This window comes from Actinomyces stomatis, assembly GCF_031292835.1.
Taxonomy (GTDB): domain Bacteria; phylum Actinomycetota; class Actinomycetes; order Actinomycetales; family Actinomycetaceae; genus Actinomyces; species Actinomyces stomatis.
This window is the reverse complement of record NZ_JASPEP010000005.1, coordinates 114,929-136,507: the sequence shown is the minus strand read 5'-3', so window position 1 is coordinate 136,507 and position 21,579 is coordinate 114,929. Positions and strand designations below refer to the sequence as shown.

Annotated in this window: 17 protein-coding genes; 8 read left to right on the top strand and 9 right to left on the bottom strand. The window is 64.8% G+C overall.

The window, feature by feature from the left end; all coding sequences use genetic code 11:
• Nucleotides 1–16: 16 nt before the first annotated feature.
• The 4 genes from RIV12_RS05125 to RIV12_RS05110 form a co-directional block, all read right to left on the bottom strand.
• Entirely contained in the window at nucleotides 17–967 is a 951-nt protein-coding gene (locus RIV12_RS05125) for a hypothetical protein (protein WP_309322632.1), read from the bottom strand.
• A gap of 75 nt (nucleotides 968–1,042) precedes the next feature.
• Nucleotides 1,043–1,882, bottom strand: a complete 840-nt coding sequence (locus RIV12_RS05120; protein ID WP_309322630.1) for a hypothetical protein — start codon at nucleotides 1,880–1,882, stop codon at nucleotides 1,043–1,045.
• A 639-nt stretch (nucleotides 1,883–2,521) separates the two neighbouring features.
• Nucleotides 2,522–5,260, bottom strand: coding sequence for a DUF7926 domain-containing protein (locus RIV12_RS05115; RefSeq protein WP_309322628.1), 2,739 nt, complete (start codon nucleotides 5,258–5,260; stop codon nucleotides 2,522–2,524).
• Nucleotides 5,261–6,020: 760 nt separating this feature from the next.
• Nucleotides 6,021–8,687 (bottom strand): DUF7926 domain-containing protein, encoded by a 2,667-nt coding sequence (locus tag RIV12_RS05110; RefSeq protein WP_309322626.1) that lies wholly within the window; start codon nucleotides 8,685–8,687, stop codon nucleotides 6,021–6,023.
• 254 nt (nucleotides 8,688–8,941) lie between these two features.
• Between RIV12_RS05110 and RIV12_RS05105 the strand changes: the two genes are divergently transcribed.
• Nucleotides 8,942–9,649, top strand: coding sequence for a nucleoside/nucleotide kinase family protein (locus RIV12_RS05105; RefSeq protein ID WP_309322624.1), 708 nt, complete (start codon nucleotides 8,942–8,944; stop codon nucleotides 9,647–9,649).
• Between the two features lie 19 nt (nucleotides 9,650–9,668).
• On the top strand, nucleotides 9,669–9,821 hold the full coding sequence (locus RIV12_RS05100; protein ID WP_309322622.1) for a hypothetical protein: 153 nt from the start codon (nucleotides 9,669–9,671) through the stop codon (nucleotides 9,819–9,821).
• Between the two features lie 360 nt (nucleotides 9,822–10,181).
• On the opposite strand, the gene nrdE is transcribed toward RIV12_RS05100, so the two are convergent.
• Genes nrdE through nrdH form a run of 3 tightly spaced genes read right to left on the bottom strand, consistent with a single transcriptional unit; the run spans nucleotide 10,182 to nucleotide 12,996 of the window.
• Nucleotides 10,182–12,338 (bottom strand): class 1b ribonucleoside-diphosphate reductase subunit alpha, encoded by a 2,157-nt coding sequence (gene nrdE / locus RIV12_RS05095; protein ID WP_309322620.1) that lies wholly within the window; start codon nucleotides 12,336–12,338, stop codon nucleotides 10,182–10,184.
• On the bottom strand, nucleotides 12,323–12,733 hold the full coding sequence (nrdI, locus tag RIV12_RS05090) for a class Ib ribonucleoside-diphosphate reductase assembly flavoprotein NrdI (RefSeq protein ID WP_075418101.1): 411 nt from the start codon (nucleotides 12,731–12,733) through the stop codon (nucleotides 12,323–12,325). The genes nrdE and nrdI overlap by 16 nt, the downstream gene beginning before the upstream one ends.
• A gap of 17 nt (nucleotides 12,734–12,750) precedes the next feature.
• Complete coding sequence (nrdH, locus tag RIV12_RS05085; RefSeq protein ID WP_075418100.1) at nucleotides 12,751–12,996, bottom strand: glutaredoxin-like protein NrdH; 246 nt, start codon at nucleotides 12,994–12,996, stop codon at nucleotides 12,751–12,753.
• Nucleotides 12,997–13,688: 692 nt separating this feature from the next.
• On the opposite strand from nrdH, the gene RIV12_RS05080 reads away from it, so the two are divergent.
• The 5 genes from RIV12_RS05080 (at nucleotide 13,689) to RIV12_RS05060 (ending at nucleotide 19,481) form a co-directional block, all read left to right on the top strand.
• Nucleotides 13,689–14,567: a DUF4956 domain-containing protein gene (locus RIV12_RS05080; protein WP_309322618.1), complete on the top strand. Its 879-nt coding sequence runs from the start codon at nucleotides 13,689–13,691 to the stop codon at nucleotides 14,565–14,567.
• 143 nt (nucleotides 14,568–14,710) lie between these two features.
• Entirely contained in the window at nucleotides 14,711–15,532 is an 822-nt protein-coding gene (locus tag RIV12_RS05075) for a polyphosphate polymerase domain-containing protein (protein WP_075418098.1), read from the top strand.
• Between the two features lie 278 nt (nucleotides 15,533–15,810).
• Nucleotides 15,811–16,656 carry a DUF4956 domain-containing protein gene (locus tag RIV12_RS05070; protein ID WP_309322616.1) on the top strand — a complete coding sequence of 282 codons (846 nt, stop codon included), beginning with the start codon at nucleotides 15,811–15,813 and terminating at the stop codon, nucleotides 16,654–16,656.
• A 40-nt stretch (nucleotides 16,657–16,696) separates the two neighbouring features.
• A complete protein-coding gene (locus tag RIV12_RS05065; protein ID WP_428978912.1) occupies nucleotides 16,697–17,653 on the top strand; it encodes a polyphosphate polymerase domain-containing protein in 957 nt (318 codons plus the stop codon).
• A gap of 61 nt (nucleotides 17,654–17,714) precedes the next feature.
• The gene (locus tag RIV12_RS05060; RefSeq protein ID WP_309322612.1) at nucleotides 17,715–19,481 is read left to right on the top strand and encodes a carbohydrate-binding domain-containing protein; all 1,767 of its coding nucleotides are present in this window, start codon (nucleotides 17,715–17,717) and stop codon (nucleotides 19,479–19,481) included.
• A gap of 105 nt (nucleotides 19,482–19,586) precedes the next feature.
• Here RIV12_RS05060 and RIV12_RS13150 read toward each other — a convergent pair whose 3' ends face one another.
• The gene (locus RIV12_RS13150; RefSeq protein ID WP_081380075.1) at nucleotides 19,587–20,387 is read right to left on the bottom strand and encodes an MBL fold metallo-hydrolase; all 801 of its coding nucleotides are present in this window, start codon (nucleotides 20,385–20,387) and stop codon (nucleotides 19,587–19,589) included.
• Between RIV12_RS13150 and RIV12_RS13145 the strand changes: the two genes are divergently transcribed.
• Entirely contained in the window at nucleotides 20,373–20,768 is a 396-nt protein-coding gene (locus RIV12_RS13145; RefSeq protein ID WP_081380073.1) for a helix-turn-helix domain-containing protein, read from the top strand. The genes RIV12_RS13150 and RIV12_RS13145 overlap by 15 nt on opposite strands.
• 64 nt (nucleotides 20,769–20,832) lie before the next feature.
• On the opposite strand, the gene RIV12_RS05050 is transcribed toward RIV12_RS13145, so the two are convergent.
• Entirely contained in the window at nucleotides 20,833–21,543 is a 711-nt protein-coding gene (locus RIV12_RS05050) for a hypothetical protein (RefSeq protein ID WP_309322608.1), read from the bottom strand.
• Between the last annotated feature and the right edge of the window lie 36 nt (nucleotides 21,544–21,579).

The window sequence follows — 21,579 nt, the reverse complement described above, 5'->3', positions numbered from 1 at the left end:
TCCCTTGGAACAACTGTTATGACGAGGAGGCAGCCGCCTGCTGGGCGGCGGCGAGGATGGGCGCGCCCTGCTCGGGTGGGTCTCCCTTGCCGACCACGGCACCGGACTTCATACCGAAGGTGACGCTCTTGGATTCGTAGTCGTCATTGATCTGCGTGCCCAGTTCGACCCTCTCAAGGGTCTGGTTGCCGAGGACCGTCGCCAGAACAGCAGCGGCGGACGAAACATCCACACCATCCTCATACTTCCCCAGTCCATTGACGACCAAACCGGGCCGATGATTGACGACATCAGCCGCGTCCAGGCGCACGAACGCCCCGTCAGATCGCTTATCCGATGGAACAGCATCCAACACTTTCTTGAGCGGCACAGAAGTGAGATCGACACCACTGGAGTGCGTGATGACGCAATACAATGAGTTGACCCTGACATCCTGCTCGGTCTCCAGTGAACCAACGCTCGCGATCGGAGACGTCTTCGGCAGGATGAAGTCATCCGGAAGGGTCTGTACTTCATTATAGCGAAGCGTGATTCGCTCCTCAGTGAGCCCCACACTCTCAATTTCAGAAGAGACCACCTTCATGGCTGTCGACACCGCCTTCTCGGGATCATTCATCGGCAGGTTGCAGGACATCGACGTCGCCCCCTGAACCCACCTGACTTCAATACCCACCTCGTCACTATCAACCAGTTCCACTACTTCATTGCGAGCATCGCGAACGATCGCAAGGACTGAGTCCTGCGCAGGATCATCCTTGAGATTCACAGTCACAGACCAGCGATCATCGGACATGAGGTTCGGGCTGACATACATCTCAACAGATGTCACGCCATCAAGCCCGGAAAGATACTTGCGCACCTTCCTCTTCTTCTTGCTGCGCGCAACAGCGAACGGCGAGCATCCACCCACGGTGAAGGCCAGAAACGCGACACCCAGTGCCAACACCTCTCGACGTCGAATACTCATCGATCTCACTCCCCTTTCCATGTTGATATCTGGCATACGTGACCACGGCAGGGACGCCTTCGGGGCCGCTCCTCATCAGGATGGAGAGGCAGCCGCCTGCTGGGCGGCTGCGAGGATGGGCGCGCCCTGCTCGGGCGGGTCGCCTTGGCCGACCACGGCACCGGACTTCATGTCGAAGACGACCGTCGTGGGCTGATTGCTGTCTTCCACCGCGGTACTCAGCTCCACCCGCTGGAGCACCTGGTTGCCGAGGACCGTGGCCAGAACCGCAGCGGCGGACTGAACATCCACGTCCTGCCCGTACTGCCCCAATCCCCTCACTGTCAGACGGGTCTGATGGCGATCCTCATCCTCCGCCTCCAGGCTCACGACCGCTCCGTATCGCTTGTCGGAGGGAATGGCTTCCAGCGCACGCTTGATCGGCACGGACGTGACGTCCTTGCCCTTGGCGTGAGAGACGAAGCAGTACGACCGCCCAATCAGAATGCTCTGCTCGATCTCGAATGAGTCGAGGCTCAGCGCCGGGGAGGTGGGCGACAGGATGAAATGATCCGGGAGAGTCTCAGCAGTCCGGTATCCGAAGGATATTCTCTTTTCGGCGACCTGCACTCGCTCCATGCCGGGCGATACCGCCTCCACCGTAGCGGAGGCCGCCTTGTCAGCATCCTTCATCGGCAGGTTGCAGAACACGGAGGTCTCACCCTGATCCCAGGAGACATGCATATTCACCTCGTCAACCCTGGCCAGGTTCCGCACCTTGGTGTAGGCGTCACGCACAACCGTCGCCACTGATTCAGCAGACGGGTTGTCCTTGAGCACCACATCCACCATCCAACGGTCTGACGCTAAGAACTCCGCGCGCACATCCACCTGCGCAGATACGACCGCGTCAAGCCCGGAGAGGTACTGACGCACCTTCCGCTTCCTCCTATTGCGCGCAAAAACGCCGGGCGAGCACCCCGCTACTCCGAACGCGACAGAGGAGACGCCCAGCACCAGTACCTCACGACGTCGAACACTCATCAGACGTCACTCCGCCGCGTCAAGAAATCCCGACAGCCTCTCCTGCCACAGGCACGTACCCGATTCATATCATCACCATCGCTAAGAGGCGGAATTCCGTGCTGCCTCGAGTATCTTCTCACCCTCGACGGATGGGAATCCGTCATCAAAGTCACCCGCTTCCATCTGGAAGCGCACGCCTTCCGTTCCAGCAGTCCTTCGGTCCGACACGGTCGAGAGATAAAGCGACTGAAGTGCCTGTCAGAATCATGCGCCTCGGGAGGGCTGCCCCGTCCACCAGCCTCATCACAGCCGGACCGATTCACCTGGGCGCGCCAGGAAGAGCGCGGTGAACAGGAACCGGATGATGCTGCGTCGACGATGAGCCATGGCGCCACCTTAGGGCCTCGCTCCGGCACCCGGGATGGGCATCATTCCCCTCTCCGGCTTGCTCGGCTGCTGGAGCGCAAGACGCCCCGGGCCCACCTGAGTTCTGCACTCAGGTGGGCCCGGGGACCTATCCCGATGAGAGGCGGGGACTGGCAGCCGACGTCAGGCGCGGCGGCGGCTCACCAGCAGAGCCCCTCCCATCACGGCAACCACGGCGATACCCAGCGGCAGACCAATCCTGACACCAGTGCTGGCCAGCGGACCCCCCGCAGGGCTACTGGGAGCCCCGGGAGCCGGGGTCGGTGCCGCCGAGTTGGTGGGCGTGACCTGCGGAGTCGCGTCGGACGACGACGGGTCACTCGCAGAGACAAAGGCACTCGCGCTTGCGCTCGGGGCAGCGCTCGCCTCATCAGCCGGCTTATCAGCCGGGTCCGCACTCGCGTCTGCGCTGGGCTTGGCGTTCGGCTCTGCGCTTGCGTCGGCGGTCGGCTCAGCAGCCGGGTCCGCACTCGGAGCAGCAGTCGGCTCAGCGGTCGGCTTCACGCTGGCGTCAGCGCTGGGCTTGACGTTCGGATCCGCACTGGCGTCGGCGGTCGGCTCAGCAGCCGGGTCCGCACTCGGAGCAGCAGTCGCGTCCGCAGTCGGCTCAGCAGTCGGCTTCACGCTCGCGTCAGCGCTGGGCTTAGCGTTCGGATCCGCACTGGCGTCAGCGCTGGGCTTGGCGCCCGGCTCTGCGCTTGCGTCGGCGGTCGGCTCAGCAGCCGGGTCCGCACTCGGAGCAGCAGTCGCGTCCGCAGTCGGCTCAGCAGTCGGCTTCACGCTCGCGTCAGCGGTCGGCTCCGGCGTCGGCACCTCAAGAGCGGTGTAGGTGCCGGCGAAGTTCATGGCCAGCATCTTCTCGCCAATAATCACCTTCTGAGATGCGGGGGCCTTGAGGGTGTATCCATCGACCTGTGCCGTGTTCACGTCCTGCTCAATGGTGCACTCAGTACCCACGGGCAGCTCCGGGCCGTTGACCGCCGTGCCATCGGCCTTGACCTTCAGGGTCCCCTTCTCCCCGTTGTCACAGGTGTAGGTGAAGGTGAACTCCTTGTCTCCGACCTCGGCACCCATGACAGTGTTGGTCACCGAGAACGAGCCCTTGGCCTTCGTGTAGGTGTTGGTCATCGTCACATTGGCCGTCTCATCCTGGGCGATGGCGACGGTCTGGGGCTCCGGGGCGGTCAGCGTGTACCCCGTCCGGAAGGCGGATTCGGTGACCTCAGTGACGGTGCAGGTCGAACCCGCCTTGACCTCTTCGGACGTGTCCGAGGTCTTCCCACCCTTCACCATCAGGAAGCCCGCGGTCTTGTCGGTGCAGCTGTAGGTGAACAGGAAGGTCGAGTTGCTGAAGTCGCCGTCGCCGGCCAGGGCCTTCGTGATCGTGAAATCACCGTGATCCACGGGCACGGCATCCGCGGAGTTGCTCAGCGTCACGGACGCGCGCTCCTGGTCCGCAATGGTCGCGGTGCTGGCGCTCTGACCGTTCACCGTGAAGGCCGGCTTACCCCAGACGACACCCTCGGGAGTGACCGAGGCCTTCGTCGGGTCCTCGTTGAACGTCAGGACCGTTCCGGTGGGGAAGATGTCTTTGAACACGGTCTTCGCACCGATGGCGAGGTTCATTTTCAGGTCACCACCAGTACCGTCCTGGTTGAGGGTGCCTGGGGCCTTCCAGTCCGGGTAGGCGCTCGCCTTCGCACCACCGGGGAGCTCGTAGTGGACACTGACGTTGAATGTGGTGTCGGCCGGCACCTTGCCGGTCTCCGTTCCAGTGAGGAGCTTGGTGATCTCGAACCCACCGAATCCGGGCTTCATCTCGACGTTGATGGAGAAGGACGAGGCGTAGTGCACCGCGTAGGTGCCCCGCAAGCCGGTTCCCAGCGCCATGGCGTCGTTCTTGTACCGCACACCGGCCTGAACCTTGCCATTCTCTGTGTCCGGGGTCGACTCGTAGCGGACGATGTAGTTGCTACGCGGTGCGAAGGGGCCGGTCACCTTGATGAAGGCGACGTCGCCGGTCATGGTGACATCGAGGTCGAAGTCGCCCGCACTGGTGTTCTGGTCCGTTCCGGCAGCGTCCGTGAGCTGGACGGAACTGGCATTCTTGCCCTCAGCGGTGCCGGTCTCCAGCCTCCACTTGTCCTTGGCGGTGACGTAGCTCTGCCCGGGGCCGAGCTCGTCGGTGAACATGATGGTCGAGCGGGTCTTGCCGTCCACGGTCAGGGACTGGCCGTTCTCCTCGAGAGCCGCCTTGATCTGGTCAGGGCCGAAGATCAGCTGCCAAGCCACCTTGTCGGAGTCGGCGGTCAGGTCGCTGGCCCACTTGGTGACCTTCTCCGGCTTGTAGGGGCCTTCGACGTAAGCGCCGATCTTGCCACCGGGAACGGCCACGGGAGTGTCCACACCGTTGGCCTTGATCGGCAGCTTGGGGAGGTCGGTGGCCCCGTTAGCCACCATGAGTGACGTCCCGTTTCCACGCAGGTCCTTGAAACCCTGGGCGGTCACCTTGTCGAGCTCACTGTTGAAGGTGCAGGTGATGGTGCGCTCGGACACCACGCACTCACCCACCTTCGTGTTGATGCCATCGTGGTTGAGCATCATCGACTCAGTGATCTTGTCCTTACTGCGGATCTGCTCGGGCAGTCCGATCTCGAAGGAGTCCCCACCCTTGGCGTCCGCCTTGCTGGCATCCCAGCTGAACTTCAGCTTGAGGTAGTCACCGCTCTGGACCGCGGTCTTGTTCGGGTCCTCCTCACCGTTGGCGTTGGAAGGAGTCAGTGACAGGTCGGAGACGGTGATCTTCGGGTTGATGGCGGCTCGGGCCTGCATCGGCAGGACCGTCAGCATTGCGGCGACCATCACCACAAGCAGGAGGAGAGCGCCTGATGCACGTACAGGCACCCTGAACGCTCTGGGGGCAGGGATCTGAGACACGGCAAACCTTTCGGGAGAATTCCGACACTCAATTGATGACTCGCTGAACTTAGATCCCATATTTACGGATAACAATGGCGAAAATCTCAGGTGTGCGTCACGAGTCTGTGGCCATTAGGCATCGAAATGATGACGACGATGACGACTTCGTCGCTAACCGAGCAGATGGGCGGAATGGGGGCGTCGATGGCGACCACACCGTGGACCCGCCCAACGTCCGTCTCATCACCCAAGCGCCCGCCGCTGCGACAAAGTATGGCGCGCCCCCAACAACGAGCCCAGTACCCGCAATAACCACGAGTAACACGACAAGGCACCACAGACCACACAGCAAAAACCTCCTGGTGTTTACTCCACATGAGTCTCGAGGTACCGGAATTGACGAAGGCCTCCTGAAACACAAGACAAGCAGCCTCCGAGATACACCCAGCAGCCACTCCATCGGCAACGAACCGGAGCACCCGTGCGCACCAGGGAAATGGCGGTCAGAAGGAAACGGACGATGCTGCGCCGACGACGAGCTGGCGCCGCCGTAGGATCCCGCTCCGGCACACGGCACCGGGTGATCGCCCCCTCCGGCTCGCGCAGCCACCGGCTAAGCAAGACGCCCCGGGCCCACCTGAGTGCAGAACTCAGGTGGGCCCGGGGACCTATCCCGATGAGAAGCGGGGACTGGCAGCCGATGTCAGGCGCGGCGGCGGCTCACCAGCAGAGCCCCTCCCATCACGGCAACCACGGCGATACCCAGCGGCAGACCGATCCTGACACCAGTGCTGGCCAGAGGGCCTCCAGAGGGCTCCTGGGGCTTCGCCGGCTCGCTGGGTGCGGCAGGCGGAGTAACACTCGGCGAGGAGGGGTCACCAGGCGTGGCGGGGTCGCTCGGCTTCGGGGTACCGCTCGGAGCGGGAGACGGCGACTCACTGGGCACCGGCGTCGAGGACTCGTTCGGGTCCGGAGTTTTACTAGGCGTCGGAGTCTCACCAGGCGTCGGAGTCTCGCTGGGAGTCGGTGAGGACTCCGGCGTCGGGGACGGCGAGGCCGGCTCACTGGGGGACGGCGACGGCGTCGGGGACGGCGAAGAGCTCGGTGAGGGCTCAGGCTTCGGGGTCTCACTGGGAGTCGGCGAGGGCTCCGGCGTCGGGGACGGCGAAGGCTCAGGCTTCGGGGTCTCGCTGGGAGTCGGCGAGGGCTCAGGCGTCGGGGACGGCGAGGGCTCAGGCTCGGGCTCAGGGGTGTAGGCGTTCGTGAAGGTCACGAGCACCGCCTTCTCCTTCTCACTGATGGTCACTTCCTGGGAGTCGGGCGCCTCCAGGGTGTACCCCTTCACCTGAGCGGACTGAGCGTCCTCTGCGATGGTGCACTTGGTGCCCACGGGCAGCTCGGGTCCGGAGGCCACCGATCCGTCGGCCTTGACCTTCAGCGTGCCCTTGACGTTGTTGTCGCAGGTGTAGGAGAAGGCGAACTCGTTGTCCACCGACTCAAGACCGGTGACGACCTTAGTCACCGAGAAGGTGCCCATGTCGCGGGCGTACGTGTTGGTCATCGTCACCGCGGCCGTCTGGTCCTTGGCGATCGCCACGGTCTGCGCTGCCGGGGCGGTCAGCGTGTAGCCGTGCTGACCGGCCTTGGCGCTGTCCTCGGTGACGGTGCAGGTCGATCCAGCCTTGACCTTCTTGGACTTCTCCGAGGTCGCGGCCCCGGTCACCGTCAGCGACCCTTCGGTGCCGTCGGTGCAGGTGTAGGTGAAGTCGAAGGTGGACTTGCTGAAGTCACCATCACCGGCCAGAGCCTTGGTGACCGTGAAGTCACCCTCCTCCACAGCGGCGGGATCGGCGGAGTTGCGCAGCGTCACGGCCGTGGACTTCTGGTCCTCAATGGTCACGCTGTTGGTGTTCTGGTCCTCGACTGCGAAGGTGTGGCTGCCCCAAGCGACACCGGCGGGAGTGGCCGAGGCCGTCGTCGTGTCCTCGTCGAGGGTCAGGACCGTCCCAACCGGGAAGGTGCCGTTGTACACGGCCTTCTCACCAACGGTGACGGTCATGGAGGTGGTGCCACCGGTGCGGGCCTGGTTAACGGTCCCCGGAGCCTTCCACCCCGGGTAGGTGTCCACGGTGGCACCACCGGGCAGGGCGTAGTTGATACCCACCACGAAGGTGGTGCCGGCCGGCACCTTGCCGGTCTCGGACCCGGTGAGGAGCTTGGTGATGTCCAGCCCACCAAATCCAGGCTTCATCTCAACATTGATGGTGAAGGACTTGCTGTAGTGCACCGAGTAGGAGTGCTCCAGACCGCTCCCCACCACAGAGGCCTTGTTCGTGTACTCCACGCCGGCCTGAACGACGCCATCGGCCGTGGTCGGGGTGGAGGAGTAGTAGATGTGATAGTTGGTCTTCGGCGCGAAGGGGCCGGTCACGGTGATGGTGGCGGTGCTGCCCTGGATGGCGAAATCGAGGTCGAAGTCGCCCTGACTGGTGTCCTGGTCGGTGCCGCTGGCGTCTGTGACCTGACCGTAGATGTAGTTCCGCCCCTGGGCGGTTCCGATCTTCAGCTTCCAGTCGCTCTTATTCGGGACGTAGACCTGTCCAGGACCCAGCTGGTCGGAGAAGGTGATGGTCGAGCGGGTCTTGCCGTCCACGGTCAGCGACTGGCCGTTCTTCTCAAGCGCCTCCTTGACCTGGTCCGGTCCGAAGGTCACCTCCCAGTCCACCGTCTTAGAGGTGCTGGTGATATCGGCGGCCCACTTGCTCATCCACTGCGGCTTGTGCGCATGTCCGACGTTCTCAGCGATCTCGCCGCCGGGCACGGGCACCTCGGTCTGCTTGCCGTTGGCATCGAACGTCACATTGGCCGAATTGCTGGCCTGAGAGGCCAGCAACAGCGCCGCCCCGTCACCCCGCAGGCCGGTGAAGCCCTGGCCGACGATGGTGTCGAGAGTGCTGTTGAAGGTGCAGGTGATGGCGTGGTCGTCCATCACGCACTCGCCGATGGAGTGCTCCGCACCCTGGTGGGAGACCTTCATCGGCTCGGAGAGGCTCTCCCGGTTGCGGAACTGCTTAGGCAGTTGGATCTGGAAGGAGTCGCCACTCTTGGCGTTGGCGTTGCGGGCATCCCAGGCGAACTTCAGCTTGAGGATGTCATCGACCTTGACCGAGGTGTTCTCCGGCTCCTCGACACCGTTGGCGTTGGAGACCACGAGCGACAGACCGGAGACGGCGATCTTCGGGTTGATGGCGGCTCGGGCCTGCGTGGGCAGGACCGTCAGGAGCGTGGCGACGAGCGCGACGAGTGCGACAAGAGCACCTATCGCGCGCCGAGGAGTACCAAGCACCCTGGGGATAGGGATGGCGGACACGGGCGACCTTTCGAGAGAATTCTGAGAAGAGGCTTACAGTTGTCTGAATCTAGATTCCTCAAGAGTGTCGTTCAGTGATGCGAGACACATCGGCAGTCACAACTTTGCGGCCATCACGTCTCAACCCGCTAAAGCACACCGCTTTTTACTGCGCCGCCGCACCTGCTCCCCGGCGCTCGGTCTTCAAGGCATCACAATGGATACAGATGCCGCGTCCGCTCCTCAGTCAGATAGTTGACTGAGATAATAGTTCCATGAGCCCCACGGTTCGGGTGGGCGAGACCTCCACCCTTATCAGCAACCTCGTCGACCAGCTCACGCAGCGGTTGGCGACCGACGACGCACCCCAACGCTTCATCGTCGGACTCACCGGCGCCCCCGGTTCGGGGAAGTCAACGATCGCCGCCGACCTGGAAGGCAGGCTCAAGGAGGCCGACCTCTTCGCCGGGCTCATCGCCATGGACGGCTTCCACCTGTCCGATACCGTCCTGGACGACCTGGGGCGCCGCAACCGCAAGGGCGCCCCGGACACCTTCGACGTCGAAGGCTACCTGGCAGCCCTGGATCGGGTGCGAGCCGACGGCGCCCATCAGGTCTTCGTCCCGGTCTATCGGCGGGACCTGCACGAGTCGGTGTCGGCCGGGGGCGTCGTCTCCGGAACCGGCGTCGTCGTCACCGAGGGCAACTACCTTGCGCTCGAGACTCGCGGCTGGGGCGCAGTACGGGAGCGGATCGACCTCCTCATCCACATCGACGTGCCTGAGGAGGTGCTCGTGGTGCGGCTCATCAACCGGCACGAGGACTTCGGCAAAAACGCACTCGACGCCGGTCACTGGGTGCGCACCGTGGACCTGCCCAACGCGCGCCTCATCGCCACAAGCGTCCACCGCTGCGACGAGGTGTGGCGCGAGCCCGAGGACGAACCCGATTCCGACGGCGACGCTGACGACAAGCTCGAATAGCGCCTCGGCCTGCGCCAGCGTGAGCGCGACGACCGCCTCCTGGCACAGGATCACTATCTCCCTGCCGACCATGCAGTGGCGCCTGCGCGGGTTCCCGGCCGAGGAGGATCCGCGCACCACTGTGCGTGAGCTGCGTCGTCACACCGAGGAGTCGTCACCTGCAGGCAACTGACAGCACCACAAGGACGGGCGGAGACGTGTGACCCATGCCGCTACTGCTGGCATATAGTTAACGTGCCGCCGCGTTACGGCGCGGAGTGGAAGGAAGCGCCGGTGCACCCGTGTCGTCATGTGGGCCCGGCGCTTGCGCTGTCACCACTACCGCTCCAGTCGGGTATACTCAAGTCGCTCAGGGCAGTAGCCCTGTGAAGTAGACCCGGCAGCCTTCCGGACGGTGGGCGAGCCGGGTTTCGCGCACCACCAGCGCGGTTCACGCACATAGCTCCCCATCCAGCACGACGTCGGGGCCGAGAGGAGCCATTTCCTCTCGGCCCCGACGTCGATCATGGGCCTGCAGCCGACAGTGGCCGCCTCACAGCATGCAGGAGACGCAGCCCTCGACCTCAGTACCGGTCAGGGCGGCCTGACGCAGGCGGATGTAGTAGAGGGTCTTGATGCCCTTGCGCCAGGCGTAGATCTGGGCGCGGTTGACGTCGCGGGTGGTGGCCGTGTCCGGGAAGAACAGCGTGAGACTCAGCCCCTGGTCCACGTGCTGGGTGGCCGCGGCGTAGGTGTCGATGATCTTCTCCGGGCCGATCTCGTAGGCGTCCCGGTAGTACTCGAGGTTGTCATTCGTCATGAAGGGCGCCGGGTAGTAGACGCGGCCGATCTTGCCCTCCTTGCGGATCTCCACCTTGGCCACGATCGGATGGATCGAGGAGGTGGAGTTGTTGATGTAGGAGATCGAACCGGTGGGCGGCACGGCCTGCAGGTTGCGGTTGTACAGACCGCCCTTCTTGATCTTGTCGGCCAGCTCGGCCCAGTCCTCACGTGTGGGCACGTGCACGTTGGAGGCCGCGAAGATCTCCTTGACGCGCTCGGTGACCGGCACGAAGTCCTGGGTCACGTACTTCTCGAAGAACTCGCCGCTGGCGTAGGTCGAATCCTCGAAGCCCACGAAGCTCTCCCCACGGGCCACGGCCATCTCGTTCGACGCCGTCAGGGCGGCGAACAGGACGCTGGCGAAGTAGACGTTGGTGAAGTCCAGGCCCTCCTCGGAGCCGTAGTGGATGCGCTCGCGCGCCAGGAAGCCGTGGAGGTTCATCTGCCCCAGACCGATGGCGTGCGACTCGTGGTTGCCCCGGTCGATGGAGGGCACGCTGGGCAGGTGGGTCTGGTCGCTGACGGCGGTCAGGCCGCGCACGGCGGTACGGATGGTGCGGGCGAAGTCCGGGGAGTCCATCGTCTTGGCGATGTTGAGGCTGCCCAGGTTGCAGGAGATGTCCTTGCCCACGTGGGCGAAGGTGAGGTCCTCGTTGAGCTCGCTGGGCTCGGAGACCTGAAGGATCTCGGAGCACAGGTTGGACATGACGACCTTGCCCTTGATGGGGTTGGCCCTGTTGACCGTGTCCTCGAACATGACATACGGGTAGCCGGACTCGAACTGGATCTCGGCCAGGGTCTGGAAGAAGGTGCGGGCGTTGATCTTCTTCTTCTTGATGCGCCCGTCGTCCACCATCTCGCGGTACTTCTCGGTGACGTTGATGTCCGCGAAGGGCATGCCGTAGACGCGCTCGACGTCGTAGGGACTGAAGAGGTACATGTCCTCGTTGTTGCGGGCCAGCTCGAAGGTGATGTCCGGGATGACGACGCCCAGCGAGAGGGTCTTGATGCGGATCTTCTCGTCGGCGTTCTCACGCTTGGTGTCCAGGAACCGCATGATGTCGGGGTGGTGGGCGTGCAGGTACACGGCCCCCGCGCCCTGGCGGGCCCCGAGCTGGTTGGCGTAGGAGAAGGAGTCCTCCAGCAGCTTCATGACGGGGATGACACCGCTGGACTGGTTCTCGATGCGCTTGATGGGGGCGCCCATCTCCCGCAGGTTGCTCAGCAGGAGGGCCACTCCTCCACCGCGCTTGGACAGCTGGAGGGCCGAGTTGATGCCGCGGGCGATCGACTCCATATTGTCCTCGATGCGCACGAGGAAGCAGGAGACGGGCTCGCCACGCTGGGCCTTGCCCTCGTTGAGGAAGGTGGGGGTGGCCGGCTGGAAGCGGCCGGACATCATCTCGTCGATGAGGTCGAGGGCCAGCTGCTCATCGCCGTCGGCCAGGGTGAGGGCCACCATGGTGACACGGTCCTCGAAGCGCTCCAGGTAGCGCTTCCCGTCGAAGGTCTTGAGCGTGTAGGACGTGTAGTACTTGAAGGCGCCCAGGAAGGTCTCGAAGCGGAACTTGTGGGCGTAGGCGGCCTTGAAGGCGGTCTTGACGAACTCCGGGGAGTACTTGTCCAGGATGTGGCCCTCGTAGTAGCCCTCCTCGACCAGGTACTCGAGCTTCTCCTCCAGGTCGTGGAAGAAGACCGTGTTCTGGTTGACGTGCTGGAGGAAGTACTGCCGAGCCGCCTCATGGTCGGCGTCGAACTGGATCTTGCCGTTCGCGTCGTAGAGGTTCAGCTTCGCGTTGAGCGCGTGGTAGTCCAGATCCGGGGAGGACACGGTCTCTGAGCCGGTGTCCGTCAGCGTGTCTGCCAAAAGTCTTCCAATCCTTCTTTGACGCGTGCGACGTCCGTGGGAGTGCCGAGCAGCTCGTAGCGGTACAGGAACGGCACCCCCAGCTTGCTGGCGATGATGTCACCCGCCAGGCAGTAGGCCTGGCCGAAGTTGGTGTTGCCCGAGGCGATGACGCCCCGGCACAGGGCCCGGTTGTCCGGGTTGTTGAGGAAGGCGATGACCTGCTTGGGCACCGCCCCCTTGACGGAGCCGCCACCGTAGGTGGGCACGACCAGGACGTACTCCTCGTCCACGGTCAGTGGCGGCTCCGTGCGCCTCAGAGGGATGCGCGCCGTCGGGAAGCCGAGCTTGCCCACGAATCGGTGCGTGTTCTCCGAGGTGGAGGAGAAGTAGACCAGCAGGGGCCTGTTACTCACAGTGCGCCCCCGCGGTCTCAGACCGCGACGGACTCGACGGCCAGGGCGAGGGTCTTGATCTTGTCCGGACGGAAACCGGACCAGTGGTCCTCTCCGGCGACGACGACGGGAGCCTGGGCGTACCCCAGGGACTTGACCTGCTCGAGGGCCTGGGCGTCCACGGAGATGTCCACCGTCTCGTAGGACAGGCCGGCCTTGTCCATAGCGCGGTAGGTGGCCGTGCACTGGACGCAGTTGGGCTTGCTGTAGATGGTGATCGCCATGTCCGTCTCTTCCTCAGGGTCGGGTGGCGGTGACTGCGGCCCGTCCCTGGGCAGGGACTGCGCCGGCGGCACCACACGCTTGTCATTCACGGGAGGCCAGAACGGCCCCGCGGAGCAAGACACTACCCCTTGGGGTGATCCGGGTCCATCACCCCAAGATGCTGTGTCCAACGTGGTCCTGTGCACACCACCCCTCCCCTCTGTGGAAAACACTCACCGCACTGTGGACGGCTGGTGGAGACAGTCCGCGGGCGCCTCGCCGGCGACGCTCGGCCCCACCTCCACAATCCGCACAACGATGGTCCTGCACGGATGTGACATCTATTCGGCCCCCTTAACCACAGGGAGGGGCCGCCGCCGTCGGCGCTCTACCCCCAGCCCTGGGGATGAAGACGCAGAATTCACCCTCTCAGAGGTGCCCGTTCGGCGTGTCGCCACACCCAGCAAACACCCAGCAAGCGACCAAGACCTGACAGCTGACGGCATTGACAACGACCACATCGGTCTCCGCCTCCCACCTGCGGCGCACAACGAGACCGAAGGCAGCCGCAGAAGCACTGAGGGTCGGAGTGAGAGTACGCAGCCTCACACCGAACAAGAGGCTCACGCTCTAGCGCTTTTTATAGAGACTGATTTGTCGTTATGATAACGTAATAATACGGTTCCCAGCCCCCTCCCCCAAGGACATCCTCATGCAGCAGGTGTTGCACGATCTACCACTGACACTGGCCTACATCGGTGCCGACCTGGTGGCACTCATGCTCCTGGTCGGAGCCCTCTATATTCCCCGCCACGGTCGCCGCGACCTCGTGGCCGCCTACATCGGCGTCAACGTGGGCGTCCTGGCCGTCACTCTTCTACTGTCAACGAGCGACAACGTCGGAGCCGGCCTCGGCCTGGGGCTCTTCGGTGTTCTCTCCATCATCCGTCTGCGCTCCTCCTCCCTGGCCCAGGGGGAGGTGGCCTACTTCTTCGCGGCCCTGGCCCTGGGCCTGCTCGGCGGCATCAAGACCCACCTCATCATCGTCACCATTCTCATGGCCCTCATCCTCGCCTCCCTGTGGGTGGGAGACCACCCGGCGCTCATGCGCCGCAACCGCAACCAGACCGTCACCCTCGACCGGGCCATCAGCAACGAGAACGAGCTCATCACCGAGCTCGAGGACCTGCTCGGCGCCCAGGTGCGCAGCGTCGACCTCAAGAGCCTGGACCTGGTCAACGACACCACCATCGTGGAGGTCCACTACCGGCTGCATCCTCGGTCCCGCACAGCGACGCCGGCTCCGCCGCAGGCCGCCCAGGTGCATCAGGCGGAGACGCCGCGGGTTCCCCACCTGGTCCAGGAGACTCCGCCTCAGGCACTCACTCAGGCCCCCGCTCAGGCTCAGGCTCAGGCTCAGTCCACCAGTCAGCAGCTCTGGCCCGAGGCCCCCGTGGCCGACAGCGCCGCGAGAGCGGCCACCGCCCCACCCCGGTACGACTGGATCACCGGTCACCGCCAGCAGCAAGCCTCCCAGCAGCCTGCTCCGGTGAGCGCCCCACCGTCCATGGTGCAGCCCCACTACAACTGACCGGCCGGCCCTCCTCGCCGGTGGCGCCACCACGTAGACACCGCGTACCCACCACGCAGCCACCGTCGCCTCCCGTCACCGCTGCCACCCAGCAGCACCGGCCTCCCCACCTCGTGACTCCCGATCCCGGAAAGGACTGCACCGTGCTGAACACCGACGGCATCAACACGATCACCCTCGCCGAGCTCAACTCCGAGGCGAGCCTCCTGACCCGCATGGACCGCAAGTACCTGGTGCCCCCCGGCGACACCCAGCACGTCATCAGCTACCTGGCCCCGCGGGCGCAGGTCCTCCAGATCGACGGCCTGCGCCACTTCCGCTACGCCTCGACCTACTTCGACACCCCCGGCCTGGACGCCTACTTCCTGGCGGCCCGCAAGCGCCGTCGGCGTTACAAGATCCGCACCCGCACCTACCTGGACTCCGGACTGTGCTTCCTGGAGGTCAAGACCAACGGCTCACGCGAGTCCACGGTCAAGGACCGCTTCAAGTACGACCCCGACGACGCCGACCGCATCACGCCCGACGGTCGCCTGTTCGTCATCGAGCGTCTCGTGGAGTCCTCCACCTGTTCTCCGGACGACGCGCGCATGATCGCCGACGCCCTCGTCCCGGTCATGGACTCCACCTACAGCCGCACCACCCTGCACCTGCCCCACGACGAGGCCCGCGCCACCTTCGACACCCAGCTCACCTGGGACCTGTTCGGCCCTGATGGGAAGCGCCTCGAGCAGGGCGTCTCAGTGGATCACCTCAACGTCGTCGAGACGAAGAACCCCTCCACGGCCTCCCCCACGGACCGCCTCCTGTGGCATCAGGGGCATCGGCCGGCCCGCATCTCGAAGTACGCCACCGGCATGGCGCTGCTGTACGCGAACCTGCCCACCAACCGGTGGAACCGCACCATCAAGCGGGATCTGGGGCGCTACTGGCGTCAGGCCCAGTCTCGTCAGCTCGCGGCCTGAGCCGCAGCCGCCACGCTTCCGCCTCACCCCTCACCAGCGCCTCCGGGAGGTCACGGGCACCGCCCGCCTCCGGAGGCGCTGTTCGCCGTCTCATGCCGCGGCACGGCAAGTCATGCCTCCCCCATGCCCTGTTCACAGCCCGCTCATGGAATGCGCCCGTTGACTGTTTCTCACCGGACGGAGCCGCACGGCACCGCGGCGCGCTGAGGGCTCACCCCTGCTGCCACCCCGCGGTCAGGCCCCGTCACCGGTCCGAATGACCCGACAGGAGCCTCCCGATGAGCCTGACCACCCTGACCTACATCGCCGCCGACCTGATCGCCCTCGCTGTCCTGGTCGGGGCGCTCTACGCCCCACGCCACTCGCGCAAGGACCTCATGGCCGCCTACATCGGCGTCAACGTGGGCGTCCTGGCCGTCACCCTGCTGCTGTCGACGGCGAGCGTCGCGGCCGGCCTGGGCCTGGGGCTCTTCGGCGTCCTGTCCATCATCCGTCTGCGCTCCACCGAGCTGGCCCAGCACGAGGTGGCCTACTTCTTCGCGGCCCTGGCCCTGGGCCTGCTCGGCGGGATCCAGACCGCGCCGATCGGGATGGTGGCGGCCCTCATGGGCACCGTCGTCGCGGCCCTGTGGGTCGGTGACCACCCCGCGCTCATGCGCCGCAACCGCCATCAGGTGATCGTCCTCGACCACGCGATCACCAACGAGACCGCGCTCATCGCCCACCTGGAGCGCACCCTGGGCGGGCAGGTCCGCTCGGTGGAGGTCCAGCGCCTCGACCTGGTCAACGACACCACCATTGTCGACGTCCGCTTCCGGGTGCCGCGGCACACCCCCGCTGAGCTCGAGCTCGCCACGGCCCCCGACGACGTCGTCCCCGCCTCGCAGCCGGCAGTCGAACCGACCGGCGCCGTCGCCCACGAGGAGCAGACCGCCCAGTCCTGGAGCGGCGCACGCCTGAGCGCCGCGCACACTGACGTACGCCCCCGGCCCGTTGAGACCCAGCCCATCACCATGACACCGGCCGCTCAGTACGTCACCCGCTCCGCCGCGCAGTCGGCAGCGTCGCCCACGGCCGGCTCCGGCAGCCGGACGGCCTCCCCCGCGGCCATGGCCTCGCGCTGAACGGCGACCGGAACGAATCGACAGGACCGACAGGACCCCGATGATGACCTCGACGACGATCCCGACCACGACCGTGAGAACCTTTCCGGCGACTTCCTCCGCAGGATCGGACGCTCCGACGTCGGCACCCCTGAGCACCGATCACCTGGCCTCGACCGGCCTCACCGAGCTCAACAGCGCCGCCGGCCTGCTCACCCGGGTGGATCGCAAGTACCTGGTGCCTCTGGAACGCGCGCAGGACCTCGTCAACGGACTCACGCCCGACGCCCGGGTGCTGGACATCGATGGGCGGCGCTGGTTCTCCTACGCCTCGACCTACTTCGACACCCCGGGGCTGGAGGCCTTCATGCTCGCGGCCCGCAAGCGGCGTCGGCGCTTCAAGGTGCGCACCCGCACCTACCTGGACACCGGCCTGTGCTTCCTGGAGGTCAAGACCCGCGGCGCACGCGGTACCACCGTCAAGCGGCGTATGGGCTACCACCCCGACGACGCCTCCCGCCTCACCGGCCCGGGCCGCGCCTTCGTGGCCGCCTGCCTGGCGAGCACGGGGGTCACTGGTCCGGCCGCGGCCCGGGAGATCGCCGCCGCGCTGCGGCCGGTGCTGGCCACCACCTATGAGCGCACCACCCTGCACCTGCCTGACGCCGAGGCCCGGGCCACCATTGACACGGCCCTGACCTGGCAGCGCCTGACGCCGGGGGCCCGCACGAGGGCCGCCGCCATCAACGACGGCGAGCCGGTGGCGGTGGCGGATGTCGCCGTCGTCGAGACGAAGAACCCGGCCACGCCCTCACCTGCGGACCGCGCCCTGTGGGACGCCGGCCACCGGCCCACCCGCATCTCGAAGTACGCCACCGGCATGGCACTGCTCCACCCCGAGCTGCCCGCCAACCGGTGGTATCGGACCCTGACCCACGAGCTCGCCGACCTGTTCGGCACCGACCGCTCCAGCCTGGAGAGCATCGGCGCCATCCACACCACCGCAAGCGCCGCCTGAGCGCCGCACCCAGACCACCCACGATCCGACACCGGACCCGAGAAGAAGAGGCCCAGAAACCATGAAGACCACCAAGACGATGACGACCAAGCCCCTCAACCGACTCCGCCGTCGCGCGACCGGAGCCGTCGCGTTCCTGGCCGCGATCGCCCTGGCGGCCGGCTGCTCGACCTCCTCGGCCTCCAGCAACGCCAGTGCCTCGAGCTCGAGCGAGTCGGACACGACATGGACGACGATCTCCTCGTCGGTCGCTACGGCGTCGACCGGCGCCAGCGTCTCCGACATCCTGGGCGCCAACGCCTCGGTGGAGGACGCCTCGAGCTCTGCGGACGACGCCGGGACCACGGACACGTCGTCGGCCACCACGATCACGCTGTCGGGATCGTCGGCCTCGGCCAGCGGGTCGGCGTCGAGCAATGTGAAGGTCGACGGGGGCACCATCACCATCAGCGGCGGCGGCACCTACGTCCTCAGCGGTGAGCTCAGCAACGGGCGGATCGTCGTCAACGCCCCCAAGGCCGATGTGCGCCTGGTCCTCAAGGGCGCGAGCATCACGAGCTCGGACGGGCCGGCCATCGACATCCAGGACGCCGGCAAGGCGATCGTGGTCCTGGCCAAGGACTCCAAGAACACGCTCACCGACGGCCAGAGCTACGCCTCGGGGCAGGAGGCCACCGCGACCCTGTTCTCCTCCGACACTCTCACCATCACCGGGACCGGCCAGCTGGACGTCACCGGCTCCTACAAGGACGGCATCTCCTCCAAGAACGGCCTCATCATCACCGGGAACGCCACCATCAAGGTCAAGGCCGCCGACGACGGCCTGCGCGGCAAGGACTACCTGGTGGTGGAGTCCGGGACGCTGACGGTGGAGGCCGGCGGCGACGCCCTGAAGTCCAGTGAGGGCGATGATGAGACGAAGGGCTTCATCTCCCTGGGCAAGGCGAGCATCACGCTGACCTCCACCGACGACGCGATCTCGGCGACCACGGACGTCACCGTGAAGGACACGACCCTGACGATCACGGCCGGCGGCGGTCAGGCCAACGCCACCGTTGAGGAGCAGGCTCCCCCCGGGCAGGAGTCGACGGCGGACTCCTCGACGCCCTCACCCAAGGGCATTAACGCCGGGGTGAGCTACACGCAGGACTCCGGGAAGGTCACCGTCAACGCGGCCGACGAGGGGCTACAGGCACCGTTCATCAACGTTGCCGGCGGGGAGCTGTCCATCGCGGCCGGCGATGACGGCATCAACGCCTCCAACGGCGACCACGTCATCGAGGGCCACGAGAATGCCGACTCCGAGTCCGACGACGGCTCAGTGCTGACGATCAGCGGCGGCGAGGTGGAGGTCTCCTACGCCTCCTCCGACGGTATCGACTCCAACGGCTCGGCCTACGTCAAGGGCGGGATCGTAGTGGTCTCGGGGCAGGCCGGCGCAATGGACGGCGCGGTGGACGCCAACGGCGAGACCCAGCTCGTGGGGGTGACGGGCTCGCCGTCGGTGAGCGCAGGGGACACGCTCACCGTCACGGACTCCTCCGGGTCCCAGGTGGCCTCGGTCAAGGTGGACTTCACGGCTGAGGCGATCACGGTGCTGGGGCTCAAGGAGGGCCAGCAGTACACGGTGGCGACGTCGTCGGGCGGCTCGGCCACGGGGACGGCCTCGGCGCTATCGGCTGGGATGGGCGGTCCCATGGATGGTGGTCAGGGCGGCCAGGGAGGTCAGCCCGGCGGCGGGCAGGGCCAGCAGTCCGGCAACCAGAGCAACCAGAACAGCCAGTCGAACAGCAAGTCCAGCCAGTCGAGTACCGCCCAGAGCAGCTGACCCGGGCTGGAAACTGAGGGTGGGGGGCCGCAGCGCAACGCTGCGGCCCCCCACGCTTGCATCGTCGCAGGTCTTCGTCTCGACCTATCGACGCAGGATCCGAGGTCAACGAGCTCCGGAAAGACGCGGATGAGGCTCGTGAGCGCAGATGACATCAATCCCGTCCTCCACGCATTCCTTGAGCCAGGCTCTTGACTCCCGCCATGCTCGAGCATCAGTCCGCGTCATGTACTGAAAGGCCCTGAGCCCCAGGGGAGCACGCCCACCGAAGAGCTCGGTCTTGACGTCCATCACCGCATCACCAGCATGAATAAGAGGAGGTTCGTTCTCGCGATCTATGACGACTGCACAGTGCCCCTCAATATGTCCATCAAGCGCGACCAGGCTCAGACTGTCATTCAGCCTGAAAGAGGGGCGCGAACGCCACGTCTCCGATAATGTGACAGGCTTCCACTGCGGTGCATGCGACCACTGAACGGGATGAAGCCTGCGCACCATATCCTTGCGCAGTGCGGGAACGATGAGGTCGACCTGAGCACGTGACACATAGACGCACGCCCAGGGGAAGTCCGCAATACCTCCCACATGATCGACATCATGATGAGTGAGGACAATGCTCCGCACATCGTGCGGATCGATACCGAGTGCCTGAACCTGCCTGATCGCGGGCTCTGCGGGGTTGAGGACCGGGCGAACTCTGCGCAGAAAGTTATCGCCCAAGCGATCGCGGGGATTGCGCAGGTCGGCTGATCCCAGCCCAGCATCGACAAGAGTCCAGTACTTTCCCGTCTGCACCACAAGGCAGTGACATACGAGTGTCGCAGGAGCGGTCAGACTTCCTCGACCGTTCACAAGAAGTTGGCTCGGCGGGTGGAGTGTGCCACAGTTAAGATGATGAATCGTCATGACAACCAGGCTCCCCCTTCAGGCCGACCTCAAGGCAAGCGGATCGGCGACGTGGCTCGTGAGACCGGAATCGCAGCACACGTTCTACGGCACTGGGAGGATGAGGGGATCCTGAAGCCTGAAAGAGACTCCCTCGGGCACCGTCGGTATCGCCCTGAAGATCTCAGTCGGGCCGCAGCAGTGCGACGCGCACAAGAGGCGGGGTTCACCCTGGAACAAATCAGACGCTTCATCCGAGCAAGCGCGCAGGAGCGCAAGGCCCTGCTGAACGATCATCGGTCGGCACTCTCCGACCAACGCGAGCGGCTCACTCACGCCATCGGTCTCGTCGACGGCGCCATGCGCACATCCCCCAACACCTCCTGCCCATACAGCGTGTGAAGGGGATGCAGGTCAGAAACATGCGCACCACCCCAAGATGGCGCCAGTCAATCCCAGCGCGACGCTAGGAGCCACATGACACGCTCAGATCATCATCGCGCGGATGCGCTTTGATATAGCGCCTTGCCGTCCCGTCAGAAGCTATCTGAACAAGTCGCTGATGAACGGCTTCATCAGTCGGATCGAACCAGCGACCGTTAGCTTTTCGAATTGAGATGGCGGCCATCACATAATCGCCACGATAATAGTCGACCTCAAACGAAATCTCGCGACCGTCCACCGCCCCAATCGTCAACACACCTCCCTCGGAATTCACATCGTAATCGTACGACGAAATTTCTTGAAAGAATATCCGAGTGACCTTACCAAGCCGTCCGCGCTTCTCAACGTAATCAATTCCCGTCTCGACATACTCATTTTTCAGAGACATGATCATGAGATACGATAACGACGACAGAAAGATGCCGCCAGCGAGGGCCATCAGAGCCAACAAGAAGACCCAGGCAGTGTCTTCATATGAGAACAGAGAGGTATCCTGCGAATATATCCAGGCTTGAATAGAAAACCATAGACAGAACACCCCAACGACATTTAAAGCGATCCCTACGGGCGCCAGGATGATAACGGCAATCAATGGGAACCTCGGGGCTCGCACCCTCACAGCGCCCTCAGTGGAGACCGAGTATCGTTTCGAGTTTCTGCGCCCTAAAAACACTCTCACTGCGGGGCCGACAGCAACAGCAATGGCTATAAGAATGTAGTTGAAATTTCCCATCGCTTACATTTCAGTTGTTTAGATTTGGGTTCCGTA